Origin of the sequence: Methylobacterium sp. CCH7-A2 (assembly GCF_001557075.1) — a bacterium.
Taxonomy (GTDB): Bacteria; Pseudomonadota; Alphaproteobacteria; order Rhizobiales; family Beijerinckiaceae; genus Allobosea; species Allobosea massiliensis.
This window is the reverse complement of the sequence record NZ_LSKN01000240.1, coordinates 14,966-29,379: the sequence shown is the minus strand read 5'-3', so window position 1 is coordinate 29,379 and position 14,414 is coordinate 14,966. Positions and strand designations below refer to the sequence as shown.

10 protein-coding genes and 1 tRNA gene are annotated in these 14,414 nt (G+C 65.6%); 2 read left to right on the top strand and 9 right to left on the bottom strand.

All coding sequences use genetic code 11. The features are described 5' to 3' along the window. The first annotated feature begins 254 nt into the window (after positions 1-254). Positions 255-809 (top strand): NADAR family protein, encoded by a 555-nt coding sequence (locus AX750_RS18295; RefSeq protein ID WP_245282435.1) that lies wholly within the window; start codon positions 255-257, stop codon positions 807-809. On the opposite strand, the gene AX750_RS18290 is transcribed toward AX750_RS18295, so the two are convergent. The 9 genes from AX750_RS18290 to mnmA form a co-directional block, all read right to left on the bottom strand. Further along, entirely contained in the window at positions 788-1,732 is a 945-nt protein-coding gene (locus tag AX750_RS18290; protein WP_156450076.1) for a PfkB family carbohydrate kinase, read from the bottom strand. The two genes, AX750_RS18295 and AX750_RS18290, sit on opposite strands and share 22 nt — an antisense overlap. Positions 1,733-1,739: 7 nt before the next feature. Next, positions 1,740-3,692, bottom strand: coding sequence for a hypothetical protein (locus AX750_RS18285; protein ID WP_066734264.1), 1,953 nt, complete (start codon positions 3,690-3,692; stop codon positions 1,740-1,742). Next, positions 3,692-4,789, bottom strand: coding sequence for a hypothetical protein (locus AX750_RS18280; protein ID WP_066734273.1), 1,098 nt, complete (start codon positions 4,787-4,789; stop codon positions 3,692-3,694). The genes AX750_RS18285 and AX750_RS18280 overlap by 1 nt, the downstream gene beginning before the upstream one ends. Further along, positions 4,782-6,752, bottom strand: coding sequence for a hypothetical protein (locus tag AX750_RS18275; protein ID WP_245282434.1), 1,971 nt, complete (start codon positions 6,750-6,752; stop codon positions 4,782-4,784). The genes AX750_RS18280 and AX750_RS18275 overlap by 8 nt, the downstream gene beginning before the upstream one ends. Then, entirely contained in the window at positions 6,700-7,848 is a 1,149-nt protein-coding gene (locus AX750_RS18270) for a hypothetical protein (RefSeq protein WP_066734275.1), read from the bottom strand. Before AX750_RS18270 ends, AX750_RS18275 begins: the two co-directional genes overlap by 53 nt. A gap of 1,128 nt (positions 7,849-8,976) precedes the next feature. Continuing rightward, positions 8,977-9,792: a hypothetical protein gene (locus AX750_RS26960; protein WP_245282433.1), complete on the bottom strand. Its 816-nt coding sequence runs from the start codon at positions 9,790-9,792 to the stop codon at positions 8,977-8,979. A 682-nt stretch (positions 9,793-10,474) separates the two neighbouring features. Then, positions 10,475-10,551, bottom strand: a tRNA-Met gene (locus tag AX750_RS18260). Between the two features lie 100 nt (positions 10,552-10,651). After that, positions 10,652-11,299, bottom strand: coding sequence for a class I SAM-dependent methyltransferase (locus tag AX750_RS18255; RefSeq protein ID WP_066734283.1), 648 nt, complete (start codon positions 11,297-11,299; stop codon positions 10,652-10,654). Between the two features lie 47 nt (positions 11,300-11,346). Continuing rightward, positions 11,347-12,531 (bottom strand): tRNA 2-thiouridine(34) synthase MnmA, encoded by a 1,185-nt coding sequence (gene mnmA / locus AX750_RS18250; RefSeq protein ID WP_066734284.1) that lies wholly within the window; start codon positions 12,529-12,531, stop codon positions 11,347-11,349. Positions 12,532-12,768: 237 nt separating this feature from the next. Here mnmA and AX750_RS18245 point away from each other — a divergent pair, with 237 nt between their 5' ends. Next, positions 12,769-14,403, top strand: coding sequence for a flagellar hook-length control protein FliK (locus AX750_RS18245; protein WP_066734286.1), 1,635 nt, complete (start codon positions 12,769-12,771; stop codon positions 14,401-14,403). Positions 14,404-14,414: the final 11 nt, after the last annotated feature.

Here is a 14,414-nt window from a genome sequence, read left to right as displayed (position 1 = left end):
GAACAGTGGCCGGTTAATTATTGGATTACCCGGCCGGTCGCGTCGGAATCTGCATCTCATGCAACAACCGCGGGACTCGCACGTCGAGAGCCCTGCAGACTTGCACGACATTGTTGCTGAACGTCTTGAACTCCCCTCTGCAGATGCGGCTGACCTGGCTCTGGTCCACGTTCGAGATCTTGGCGATTTCCGCATAGGACAGCCCTCTCAGCGATAAGGCGTGGCCGATCTTTGCGTGGAGACTCGCAATCTGCTTGATCGATGGCTTCATGCAGATTAGCATGCATATCAAGATGCTGATTTGCAAGGAGATCGTTTTGGACGAGATTCGGTTCTACCGGGCAAGCGAGAAGCCCTACGGTGCGTTCAGCAATCTCTACCGCCGTGAGATCGAGTTCGAGGGGGAGACCTTCCCCACCAGCGAGCATGCATATCAAGCCGGGAAGGCCCGCAAATCTGCAGTCAAGAAGTGGCTAATGGACGCCCCGTCGCCGGCGCTGCTGGCAATGGCAGCGCACGGCCTATACTACTGGGACGTCGCTCCGGGATGGTCGACGTCGAAGTTCGACCGCATGCGGGGGGTTTTGCGTGCCAAATTCAACCAGCACGCCGACCTGCGGCAGCTTCTGATCGGCACGGGGGACGCCCGGCTCGTGGAGAGCGCGACGGTCGATAATGAGGTCAACCGCCTGTGGGGCGAGGTGAACGGGGTCGGCCGCAACATGCTCGGCCTGCTGCTGATGGAGGTTCGCGACGCTCTCCGCCTAGAAAGCGCGGCTGAGGACGCCTACATGGTCGCGGCGGAATAACGCTCGCACAAGATCGCTCGCGCGAAGTCCGCTCCCCTCGATCTGAAGAGGCCCCTCGCTCCGGCGTAGGCGCAGTTCGCCGCCGCGAGGCGCTGGCCGGCCACGATGCCTTGCAGGAGGTCCGCCACCTTGGGACGCGAGTCCCCCACGATGCCCGCGGTGAGCATCCAGTCAATGATGCCGACGCTGACCATGTCCCCCGAGCCGCAAGTGTCGAGCACGCGCGGCGCGCTTATGGCCTTGCACCATACGACTTCCGCGCCGTCGCGAACCTCCAGCCCGGCCGCTCCGTAGGTGACTATCTGGACGCAATCGGCTCTTCGTCCGGCCAGTCGCTCCCCAAGCCTGTCCTCCGAGTACTTGAGGATCGAGGTCAGGCTCAGGGCCTCCTCGAGAAGGTCGCCCTCCTCGATTTCGGACGGCTCGAAATAGACGAGCGCGCCCGCTCGGCTGGCTGTCCTCATCGCTGCGAGGATGCTGGCGGACAGCCTGTCCGCGTAGAACACGCTGCAGTCATTCAAGGCAGGGAAGGCGGTCGCGACCTCGGCCTCTCCGATGGGCTCGTAACGGGGCAGTTCCTCGCGGGTGTCCGGACAGACGAAGCTGAAGTCGTGGTTTCCCGACGCGGTATCCAACTCCTGTGCCAATACCGGCGATCTCACGTCCTCGCGTCGCGCGATGTACTGCACGTGAGCGCCCGCTTGCGAGAACTCGTCCACGAGCCGCTCGCCCTCGTCGTCCGCCCCGAGCGTCAGGACCGGCGCAACTTGACGGCGTAGCATCGCGAGCGAGACGAGCACATTCCCGCAAGAGCCGCCGAGGGCCTCCTCGGCCAGGTCGCCATCTGCGTATATTCGGTCGAGGACCGTGAATCCGGTCCCTGCGACATCGATATGGCAGACGCGGGCGGACGGAGCTCTCATGTTCACTCTATGTACTCGTTTTGGTGGAGCCGTCGAGACCAAGCGAAGCCACGTCGAGACGGATGCCCCCGTCCTTCGACAATACCAGAGATCGCAGGATCTTGAGAAGGGCCTCCGGCCCGACTGCCTCTGGGCCGAACAAAGACCAGCAGCCGTCGGGCTCACCGCAAACCTCCCCAACGCTGATCCCAAGGGGATGCGAGAGAAGCGCGTTGTCGTTCCCGGTCCTCGACCCGCTGTCGCCGAAGCGCAAGACCACCTTGGCCTCCCCGATAAGATCCTGGATAGCGTCGACGACCGCGAGCTTGCTGGAAGTCGCCGGGACGATGTCGAAGCTGTGTCCCGAAGCTGCCACGCGGACTACGCCCGCAGCTACCGGAGGACAATCCGCCAGGTCGACGGGAAAGCGATAGCGGTGCTGGAGGCGGTCCATGTCCACGGTGATCTGAACCCCGCTTGCCTTGAACTTGCTCTCCAAGAAAAGGTCCGGTCGTCCACCGAGCCACTCGGCGGTCTCAGCGATGGCCGGATGAGGAGAGGGCGGCTGCTCCCTCAGGTCGACATCCGCCGGGAGGATGCAGCCACCGTTGTAGTAGCCGACCAGAATCGACCGCAGGAAATCAGGGGGGAGCACCTTCCGCAGGTCTTCGCCGGCGGACCCGCCGCGTCCCGTGGCTATTCCGATCCTCAGGCCCAGCCCCTGAAGACGTACCAACTCGTCGATGATCGCCTGACGCGGCGGCTCCCATCTCCCCTCGGCGGTCACCAGGGTGCCGTCGTAGTCGAATACCGCGCCGCCGATGTCCGCGGCAGCCAGCACAGAGAGGCGGTCGCGCCAGATCTCATGCAGGGGCGGGCCGCCGCGGTCGCCTGAATCCAGCCTCGCAGCCGCGGCGCGCTTGTGCCTCAGCCGGGAAGGCATCGTCGCAGCCAACGCCTCCAGCGAGCGGTCCCCGTAGATCGAGCGCCCAAACTCCCCGATGCCCGGCTTTCCCGGATCGACGCCAAGGACGTCGCCTATCGCCTCGACTATCCCCAGACAGTCGATGATGGCGAACGCATTATCCAGACGACCTCCCGCCCCCCGGTCGAGGACGAGGCGCCGGGGCGGATCGGGCAACACCGACTCGATTGCCGACCATATCTTCCTGGACTCCGCGCTGGTGACGGCCAATACAAGCGTCTCACTGGCGCGGTGGTGCAGCCAGGCGTGACGGCCATGGGCGAGGTTTCTAAGGTCGGTCGTCTGCACGTTGCAGAGTGAGGCCTCCCACAGCGATGTGTCGAGCAGCACGGCCGCGGGCCTCAGGAGCGGGTCGTTCGCGACGATGACGGTATGATGCATTGCGAGGCCGCCGACTGTCTCGCGCAGGCCGGCTCGGTTGACGGCGTCGCGCATCGACAGGACCCACGACAGGAGGCCGTCGAGAAGCGCCTGGCGCCCGCGGGGCTCGGAGGGGCTGTCGCTCGCGAGAAGGAGGGCACCCACGGTGGAGAGCAGCGAGTGGGTGGCGAGGTAACCATCCTTGGCATCCGCGACCGGGACGATACAGGCAGTGCCCCCACCTGCCAGGGCCGTCTTGACTGCGGCGCCCTCCGGGTTCCGCGTGACGATGCGAAGCGATCCCGCCCGGCGATCGACCGCGGCCTGCGCTGCCGCGACGACGTCTGGGTTGTCCGCGCCGGCGCTGAAGAGCCAAACGTCGCTGCCGCTAAGGTCGTGCGAGTCGACGACTGTCTGCATCGGCGTCTGAACGGTCGTAGGGCCCAAACCCAGCGTGTCCCTGCAACGGGCGAGGTATTCGGCAGAAATGGCGGACCCCCCCGAGCCCACCGACACGGCGTGTCTTCCGATGCCGGCTCGAAGTCCAGCTGACAGCGGCCCGGCGTCGAAATCACGAAGGAGGTCGATTGTCGCTGGAAGCGCGTCCAGCTTCGCGCTGAAGCTCGGTGTTGGCATCAGGGCTCGCTCGTCGCGTAGCTGTCGTACATCGGCCCGGACAGCACGAGGTGCACGATCATGTCGCCCGGATCCTGGTGCTGCTCATCACCCTCCAGGAAGGTGTAACTCTCCGTTTCCATGTACTGGACCGCCATCTTGTGCTCGATCGCGGCCATAAGCGCTCCCGCGGCGAGTACCTTGCTGCCGACGGGGGAGAGCACCATGCGCAGCTGGTAGGTGCCGGCCATCGTTCGGTCGAAGCGCTTCTTGAGTGTCGAGAGTGTGCGGTAGCTGTCCAGTGGATTTCGCTCCGACGCATACACGACGTCGCGCGGATCGACCGCCCATTCGTCGACTAGGGCCGACCTGTACTCCGACAGCAGATCGTCCGCGCGGCGCGGGTTGCGCGCGGGAAATGGCAAAAGCGGGCAGATTTTGTAGCATTTTCCGATGGCCACGCCGATGCGCGTCAAGGCGGCGGCGCGGCCGTGGGCGAGCTGCGGAATCCAGACCTGGGCGATCTCCATGTCACCACCGACGTCGATCGGGGGCGCAAAGCCCCTTACGGCGCTGGCCTGGCTCGACGGCACGCTTGAAATCTGGTCATCCAGCTCTGGATTGGAGACTATCATCAGGTGGAAGGTCCGGCCTGGGGCCGCCTCGCAGTCCTCAAGTAGCATCATTGCTGCAGGGAAGCCAACGCCGGTCGACAGCGCGCTGAGATCGAGCACCACATCCGTGATGTCTTCGGGCACGGGATTTTGGCCGAGGAGCTTGACGATTCTGGTACCGCCAACCGGCGCCCCGTCGTCGGCGAATATCTCGACCTGGAGTATGGTGCAGCCGGGTACGATCGTCCGGAGCGCGGCCTCGTTCTCGTCCGCGGCCGCGAGCAGCTTGCCCGAAGGCGCGGGACGCTCCTCCCGGATGAAGATCGCCGTAAGCCGTGGACCCAGCGTACTGGCCAATGTCCGGGCGACGCGCTGCGAGCGGGGGTCGAACCCGGCCGCGGCCACGAGGAGCACGCGCCGCGACGGTTCCGAGAAGTAGTCCGCGACGAACCCGTCGACGTCGGCGTCGAAGTGAGTGATGCAATTCGACCAGTGACTACGCAACGGAGAGCCCCGTCACCTGTCGGAGGTAGTCGGTCTTCTTGGGAAGGAAGCCGCCTCGGTTGAAAGTGAGCCCGTGAACGAGGCCGACCGTGCCGGTGAGCTCTATGAGGGCCCAACGCTTGCCGCCCTGTCCATAGTTGCGCTCGATCGTGATCGCGCCGTTGGCTATTGCGTACTTCAGGACCGAGCCAAGTTCGTCGTCGAACGAAAGCCTCTCCATCTCTTCTTCGAGGATGGCGATGGCGTTAGCCCCGGCATCCAGCGGCGCGTTCGGCAGGAGGGACTCTTCCCTGCACTCCCGGCCGATCGCATCAACCATGTCGCGGACGCGCTGCGCGTGCGGAAACGCCCAGCCGTCCATGATCGCCTTCGCCTTGTCGACTAGGATCGTCTGTTGGTCCCTAGCCGGGAGGGGCAGGGGGTTGTTGCGTATGGCTCGCGTCTCGATGTTTGCAACAAGGGCTCCCGCGAGCTGAAGGAACACCTCCGCGTTCTCGTTGCTCGCGTCGCACACGTCGTCCAAGCCGTAGTGGAGCGGCCGCTTGAATTCGTGGTGAAGGTGGAGACGGGCACCGTGGGCGAGGTCCGCGTCGGCTTTCAGGGGCGTCCTCGGATCGGGGCCCTGATCCTCGAACAGCGTGGGCTCCATCCGCGCGACGCGCCCCGCATACCGGTGCAGCAGTATGCGCTGCATCGCCAATGCGACCTCGGGACGATCGTCGTACGACTTGGTGCGAGTCATGAAATCGTCGACGATGCCGTCGATCTCCTGGCGGCGTGACGCGCCTATGCGGAGCGCCCTTTGGTCCTTTTCTACCCTACCAGCCAGCTCCTTGACCTGGCCGGGGGTGAGCGCCGGCGGCTCGCTGGGGACGAGGCGGTCGATATCCGTGGCATTACGGTTGCGGAGGCCCTCAACCATGGGGAGGTATCGCTTGGCCATGTCGCGGGCCATCATGCGGAACTGCTTGCGCGAGGCGCCCTTTTCCTCGTCCCCTTGCATTCGGATGTCGACGAAGTCCCGGCCCTTCGCGCGGTTGTGGGTCGGCTGCGTCGCAGGCGAACGCATGACCGCTCCGGGGCTCAAGGCGTCGAGCCGCATCATCATCCATCGGCCGAACTTCATCTCCCGGTGGGACAATACCTCGAACATCGCCTCGAGCTGATCGTGGTGGAGAGCGTGCACGTCGTCGAGCATGACCAGCGGACTGAGCTCGATGTGACGCCCCTCCCAGGCAATGCGGATACCCTTGATCGCGTCGAGCGGCGCATAGGGAGCGGTGGCATCGACCGGGAGGTCTTCGAGCCTGGGAGCGCGAAGCCCGGCGCCGACTGAGTATATCGCCCGCTGCACGGCCAGCGCTCGATCCCTGATGCCTACGGCCGTAAGGCCGCCGATCTGCTCGAGGTGTGCCTCGTAGTTCGCACGCGGCACGAACTCGATCTCCTCTATCGTCCTGGTCCGGTTGGCCGTCAGGTTGCGGATCAGCCCAAGCATCGCGCGCGCCTGGACGAGCCAGAAGGCGAGCTTGGTCTTCTCACTAGGCTCGTAGGGCAGTTCCCAGAAGTCGCGATACTCGGACTCCATCGGCACCCGGACCGCCGCGACATGCGGCCTGCCGTCGCGGAGGAAACCGGCCTGGCCCAGGGCCGCCGCAAGCGTCCGGTTCGTGGGGTTCGTCGCATCCTTCAGGATCGTCTCGACAATCCTGAACTCCGCCAGCGTGGCCAGCATCGTTTTGCCGCTGCCGGGCGCGCCGATTATGCGTACGGGCACCTCGAAAATGTCGTCCTTGTGCTTGTTGGACGCGAGGAAGGTCGTCAGCGGCGCGGGGCTGACGATGGATAGGAAGGATTCGTCCTCCCGAACGTATTCGGTGGCGCGGCGCAGGAAGGGATTGGCCATGGCTTCACCCGTGCCGATCACGCCGCAGGAATAGCGGCTGCATTCCCGCATCGCCATAGGTTTCCGCCCAGATCAACGGAATCGAGTTGTTGGGCGTATTGTGTTCGAGGACGAGCGGGAGGGCGCAGTCGGCGTAGCCGTATTTCATGTCGCTTTGACCCGCCTCCCTGCAGTGCTTCTCAAGACGCTTGTAAAGCTCGTGGTCGTAGTACCGACCGCAGATATCAAGGATTTTCCCGTCGGCCGGGCGCGTGGCTGTAGGCTGCCTGGTGCCCTTGTCGATGGTGCCGAGCCTCATGTCGTCAAGCAGCAGCATCCCTTCGGTCACGATCGCCTTGCCCCAGCTCCTGCCCGGAAGCTTCCTCTCCGCCTCGCCGACGCGTTCCACAAGGGCGTTGTGGGCCTGGGTCGTGGAGACGTAGTGGTGGATGTGTAGGTTGTAGCCCTCCGCGAGCGGAAAGTGCGCCTCAAGCCTTTTTTTGGCCTCCTGGACGATCCTTTCGAACTTATACAGCTTGCCGTTGGGCCCGCTTTCGGGGAAGCGGATGAAGGTCGTCCCCGATGCGGTGAAGTCGTCGATCAGATAGACGTCGTCGAAGACGGCACCCGGTCCTCTTTCCTCCCTAAGGTCCTTGGCGAGGCTCCTCCACTTCTCGTCGTCCACGTTCATCATGGGCACAACCTGCTCCTGGGAGAGGCGGCCGGCGTTCGCGCGGCGCAGCAGGTCGATGCGGCTGCCGTCGCTCAAGCCCACGAAAAGACAGCCCCTCAGCCGGTGCGAAAATGCCGTGGCGGCCTCCGCTGTCTTCCAAACCTCGTAAGGCTTGATGCCTAGCTGCACGCCTACAGATCCCCGAAGGTAGGGCGTCACCAGTTCGGGTACAAATGTCTCGATGACCCTCTGCATCTCGAGGGTCGAGATGTACACTAGCCTCGTCTTGACGAATTCGTAGGCCGCAGGGCGATCCGCCGTGTCGAAGTGGCGAAGCCAGGAGACGAGGTTCTCAAGAAACCGCACTCCCGCCCTGAAGTCCGAGTATCCGTCGTATTTCATCGACGACATTAGCTGGAGCCAGCCGTATTCCTCTGTGGCGGTCTCGTTGTCCCAGTTCATCACGGTGGCGACTAGGTTGAGGGCGAGCGTATTGATCATCCGGCGACGGTAAGCCTCCGGAAAGCGCCGTCGGAGGTGGGTGCCGCTCCGTTCAAACCTGACCCCGCCGCCGAGAGTGCACTAGCGATTGGCATCGTCCCACCCCTGCGATTAGAACTCAATTCTTGCGATTGATTGCGCTGCATTCACTCAACTGCACCGTGCGTCCTCCTAGCATGCACGAAGCGGCGGCAACAGCCTATCGAGCATTCGATTCACTGCGACCATAGGCGTCACTCGCGGGGCTACGGACCGCCCGGGCGTCTTCGCCCAATCTCTCGCATCAGACGGTTGCCTTAGGCATGGCGAGTATCGTTCCCGTGATTGTATGCGGGCCTGGCACCACGGGGTACGGGATCTGCAATCTATGGCTGCGATGCCGCGCTTGATTCTTTGTGCGTTTCTGATATGTTCTAATTGTCCTGCCCGTATGGTTCGGAGCTGTGGGGCGATGATTTCTGTCACCACTCGACACAGTGGGTCGTGAGCATCAAACCACCGAAACCCAGCGGCTAATTGGGCGACCGTCGCAGGTTCTGGTCGTCTTAAAGTTCTGTAGGTCGGGCGAACGCTCGACCCTCCCAGGGATTGTGTTCGGACTGGGGTCGACTTGATCGTATCCGTGTAGGGGCGTGGGAACTTCGCTGCCTACACTACGCCGGGCAATTACGTGCCGTGCCCGGGTACGTCCGAGTGGATGGCGCGGATGCTGCTCTTGGAAACGAGAGCGGATGTCCGTGAGTCTGCTCTATGTTGAGTTCCCGCCGGTACCTCTATCTGTATATCTGCTCGCGGCGACGTGCTGGCGGTGTCGTCATAGGTCGTGGTCGGTGCGACCATGGCTAGGAAACCTGTTTCCGATAGCGGGCTTCTTGAGGCGGTGGCGGCAGGTCCCGCAGTTCGCACGTCGCATCCCGCGGGCACGTTGATCATTGAGCGGCAACCCGCTCTCGATCCAGGGATCGCCCGTCTCATTGAGGCGCTTGCACGAGAATGCGCCCGTCGCGATCATTCGACTTCGGCCGGTCAAGACAACGTTACCCAAAAGGAAAACAGATGCGCACGGCGATCTACGCCAGATTTTCGTCCGATCTCCAGAACGATCGATCGGTAGAAGACCAGAACGCGCTATGTCGAGGGTACGCCGAAAAGCTGGGATGGCGGGTGACCGCGACCTTTGCGGACTATGCTGTCTCGGGGTCGTCGATTCACAACAGACCCGACTATCAGCGCATGATCGGCTTGGCGGCTGCTGGTGAGATCGATGTCATCCTGGCTGAGGACATCGATCGCCTGTCGCGGAACCTCGCCGACATCGCGCGGCTCTATGAGCGGATGAACTTCTTCGGAGTGAAGCTCGTCACCGCCGCTGATGGCGAACTCGACGAAATGCATATCGGCTTCAAGGGAACCCAGTCTGCCGTTTTCCTCAAGGGACTGGCGCAAAAAACGAGACGCGGAATGGCCGGCGTCATCCGGCAAGGTCGAAACGCCGGTGGTCGAGCGTACGGCTACAAGCCCGTTCCCGGAGCTCCTGGCAAACTGACGATCGTCGACTCCGAGGCCGCTATCGTTCGACGCATCTTTGCCGACTATGTCGCTGGCAAATCGCCACGAGCCATAGCTGGTGAACTCAACGCCGAAGGTGTACCTCCACCCCGGGGGGACTACTGGGCTGCGGTCACGATCAACGGTAATCGAAAGCGAGGCCACGGTATTCTTCTCAATCCGCTGTACGTGGGCCGCCTCGTGTGGAATCGCGTACGGATGGTCAAGGATCCCGAGACCGGAAACCGCATCTCGCGGGTCAATCCCGAGGCGGAGTGGCAGGAACAAGCCGTCCCGGCATTGGCGATCGTGCAGAATGAAATGTTCGCTGCAGCGCTCGCCAAGCGCGGAGGGCGAGCTGCGATGGCTCCACGCGACCGATCGACGCCGCGGCACCTTCTATCCGGGTTGCTAAGGTGCGGTTCCTGCGGCGCCGGCATGTCGGTCAAGGATCATCACCGAGGACGCACACGCATTCGCTGCACGAAGGCGACCGAGGCGGGGAGCTGCGATAATTCCCGGTCCTACACACTCGACGTCATCGAGGCTGCCGTGGTGGGCGGACTGCGCGACCGAATGGTCGATCGCGACGGCATCGCGCTTTATGTGCGCGTCTACAACGAGGAGCGGCGGGCTCTCGCGGCTGATAGTGTAAATCGACGCGTCCGGATCGAGAAGCGTCTCCAGCAGGCCGAGCGCGAACAGGATCGTATCTACAAGGCCTTCGTCATGGGGCTCATCGAGGAAGACCAGGTCAAGCGCGATTTGCCTCCGCGGAAAGCCGAATGCGAAGCCCTACGTGCCGAACTTGCCGTATGCGACGAACCGCCCAACATCGTCTCGCTTCATCCGGCAACGGTGTCTCGTTACCTCGCTTCGATCGAGAATCTGGCTACGACCGTGCGCGAGGGCGAGGCCTATGGAGCTGAGTCGAAGAAGGCGCTTCGCGATTTGATCAGCACGGTCACGGTGTACAAGGCACCTGCCGGGGTTCCGCCGGAGATAGAGGTCACAGGACATCTGACAGAATTGATCGGAGGCGACCATTTCCCCACCACCAAGGCTGTGGGGGGTCGGATGGTAGCGGGAGAGGGACTTGAACCCCCGACACGCGGATTATGATTCCGCTGCTCTAACCAGCTGAGCTACCCCGCCCCAATGACCGGCCCGCCATGAGGCTGCCGTTCGCCGGAGGCCGCGATATAGGGGGGCGGACCGGGGCTCGTCAAGCCTCGGCTCGCCGGTTCCCGGCCGGTCAGGCCCTTCCGGTCGCGGAGGCGAGCTTGCGCAGCCGCACCACCTTGAAATAGCCGGAGCCGACATGGGTGGTCTCGTAGCGCCCGGTGCGCGCGGCCCAGCCGGTCAGGCGGCTGACCTTGAAATCCGAGCTCCAGCCGACGGCGCGGGCGAGCGGCGCGAGCGCCGACCAGAGCGCCGCGAAAGGCCCGCCATCGTCGACGAGGCGGCTCGAGATCACGATCTCGCCGCCGGGCTTCAGCACGCGGTCCATCTCGGTCAGGGCCTGCTCGGGGTCGGGCACCAGGGTGATGACGAATTGCGCGGTGACGGCGTCGAAGGCCTCGTCGGCGAAGCCGAGCCGGCAGGCGTCCATCACCATCAGCCCGCGGACATGCGAAAGGCCCTGGCTGGCGACCTTGCGGTTGGCCACTTTCAGCATGTCGAGCGAGAGATCGGCGCCGACGACGCGCGATCCGGCGGTGAAATAGGGCAGGGTCAGGCCTGTGCCGACGCCGATCTCGAGGATGTCGGGCCCGCAGGCGCAGGCGGCGGCCACGGCCTCGCGCTGCGGGCCGGCCAGCAGGTTCTGGTAGATCCGGTCATAGATGCGCGCCCAGACGGCATAGACGCGCTTCTGGCTTTCGAGATGGTCTGGCACCGGCATGGAGCGGCTCGTAATCAGGATCGAGGAGGAGGAGCCGGAGGCCGGCGTCAGGACAAGGCGAGGTCGGCGACGGGCCGCGGCTGCGGCATCCGCAGGGCGGGGCGGATGATCGTGCCGCCGCCGAGCACGCGGGCACCGGGACCGGCATCGGCATAGATCACGCAGGCCTGGCCGGGTGAGACGCCCTCCTCGTCGGTGGCGAGCTCGACCTTCAGCCCGGCCTCGTCGCGCAGCAGCCGCGCCTCGCGCGGGGGGCGCGTCGAGCGCACGCGCACAGCGACGTCGAGGCCGTCTGCGGGTAAGGAGTCGAGCGGAGTCTCGCCGAGCCAGTTGAGATCGCGCAGACGAACCTCACGGACATTGAGCGCCTCGCGCGGGCCGACGATAACGCGGGCCTCGTCGGCGTCGAGCCGCAGGACATAGAGCGGCTCGGGCGTGCTCAGGCCCAGGCCCTTGCGCTGGCCGACGGTGAAGCGCAGCACGCCCTCATGGCGGCCGAGCACCCGGCCGTCGAGATGGACGATCTCGCCCGGCCGCGCCGCGCCCGGCTTCAGCCGCTCGATGACGTCGGCATAGCGGCCATTGGGGACGAAGCAGATGTCCTGGCTGTCGGGCTTGTCGGCGATGCCGAGGCCGAGTTCGGCGGCGAGCGCGCGGGTCTGCGCCTTGTCGATGCTGCCGAGCGGGAAGCGCAGCAGGTCGAGCTGCTCCTGCGTCGTGGCGTAGAGGAAATAGCTCTGGTCGCGGTTGGCGTCGGCGGCGCGGAACAGGCCGCGACGGCCATCGGCCAGTTCGCGTCCGACGACGTAATGGCCGGTCGCCAGCGCGTCGGCCCCGAGTTCCCGGGCGAGCCCGAGCAGGTCCTGGAACTTCACCGTGCGGTTGCACTCGACGCAGGGGATCGGCGTCTCGCCGGCGAGATAGCTCTCGGCGAAGCGCTCGATCACGGCGTCGCGGAAGCGGTTCTCGTAATCGAGGACGTAATGGGGGATGCCGATCTGCTCGGCGACGCGGCGCGCGTCATGGATGTCCTGCCCGGCGCAGCAGGCCCCGGCGCGGTGGACGGCGGCGCCATGGTCGTAGAGCTGCAGCGTCACGCCGACGACGTCATAGCCCTCGCGCTTGAGCAGGGCGGCCACGACCGAGGAATCGACGCCGCCCGACATCGCCGCGACGACGCGCGTGGCCGCGGGCGGCTTGGCGATGTCGAGGGAGTTGCGGGGCGCGGTCATGGAAAGCGGGGCGGTCCGTCAGTCAAAGGGAGATGGAGGCGGCTCTATACCGGCTTTGGCGCGGCGCGGCCAGCCGCGATGGGCAAAAGCTGCCGGCCAGCGCGAGACATCCGGCGGTTCTTGCCGTCGAAGCGGCTGCGGTTCTGCGCTAACTCATTGTAATTGCTAGGATCGGCTGTGGCTCGCGGCTTGCTGGAGGGTTGCGGGGCCTTTCGCCCCGTGTTGCGGACGAACCGAATGTCGATTCAGCCACTGACGATTGCCTCTGCGCCCGCCGAGGCCGCCCCGCGCCGCCGCGCTGTCGAGCGCGAGCCGAACGAACGCGAGAGCTTCGTGCTGCCGCAGGACGAACCGGTTCGCGAGGCGCCGGCTGCCCCCCGGGAGCGCCGTGAGGCGAGCGCGGAGGCGGATGCGCCGGTCCGGGACGGGCGGGAGCCCGTCCGCGCCAGCGAGGAGCGCAAGGCGCAAAGCGACGAGGCGAAATCCGCCAAGGCGGAGGAGACCGGCCAGGCGGACGCCTCCAGCGAAGCCACTGCCGACAAGGCGGCGAAGGGCGGGCAGACCGAGCCACAGAAACCCGCCGCCGCGCCGGCCACGGCGCCGAAGCCCGCCTCGGCCACGAAGCCCGATCTCGACGTCGCGGCGCTCGTCACGATCGCGCAGGCCGCCCAGGACGAGACGCCCGCTCAAACAACCGCCGCATTGGCGGCCGCGGTCGTGGCCTCCGGCTCTCATCCTTCGCCTCAGGCGGTCGAGACGGACGGTGCGACCACCGAGACGACCGAAGCTGCGAAGCCGGTCGAGACGAGCGAGGGCGAAGGGACTGTCCCCGCCGCGCTGCCCGACATCATGATGGCCGAGACGGCTCCCGCGGCGCCGGTGCAGCCGCTGCTCGTTCCCGCTCCGGCCACACCGGCTGCGATGCCGGCATCTTCGGCGTCAACGCCTGCTCCTGATGGCGATCCACTGGCCGGCAAGGGCGGCGGCGCTGCCACGGCGCAGGCGGTAGCGGCCATTGCCCCCGGCACAGCTTCGACCGTCGCCGGCGATCCGCAGCAGCCCGTGGCCGGGCAGGCTGCCGGTCCCGAGGTTGCAGGAGCGCCGGCCGCGCGGCCTGCCGCAGACCGCTTCACCGCCGCCTTGGCCCTGACGCCCGATGCGGCGCCGGCCGGCAAGGCGGAGACCGTTCCGACCGGCCTGCCTGGGACCCCCGAGGTTACGCCCAAGGCGGAAGCCCCTGCCGCTCTGCCCACAGCCGCGACGGCCGAGTTCAAGCCGCTGGAGCGGCTCGACCAGGCGCTCGGTGCGATCGACCTGTCCGCGATGACGGCGCAAGGCGCGGCCCGGCCCGATCCGCTGCGCATGCTGGCGATGCCGGATCCGATCCTGGCCCAGACGCCCGCGCAGCCGGGCCATGCGGCCGCCAGCGGCCCGCCGACGCCGCTGCACGTGCTCCCTATCGAGATCGGCCTCAAAGCGCTCTCAGGTGCGCGGCAGTTCGACATCCGGCTCGATCCCGGCGAGCTGGGGCGAGTCGACGTCACCTTGTCGATCTCGGACAAGGGCGAGGTCAGCGCCAGGATGGTGGTGGACCGCGTCGAGACATTGCATCTGCTGCAGCGCGATGCGCGGACGCTGGAGCGCGCCTTCGAACAGGCGGGGCTCAAGCCCTCCGATGGTGGCGTCGATATCTCGCTCCGCGATCCATCCGACCAATCCGGTTTCCGCCAGCCGCGGCAGCAGGACGATACCCCGCAGCGCCGGCGTGGCTCCGCCTCCGGCGCCGAAGCCGGCGACGACATCGCCATCACCGCGCTTTCCGCGCCCCAGGGCCGCTTCGTGCGCCTGGGCGGCGTGGACGTGAGCGTCTGAACCAGGGAGGA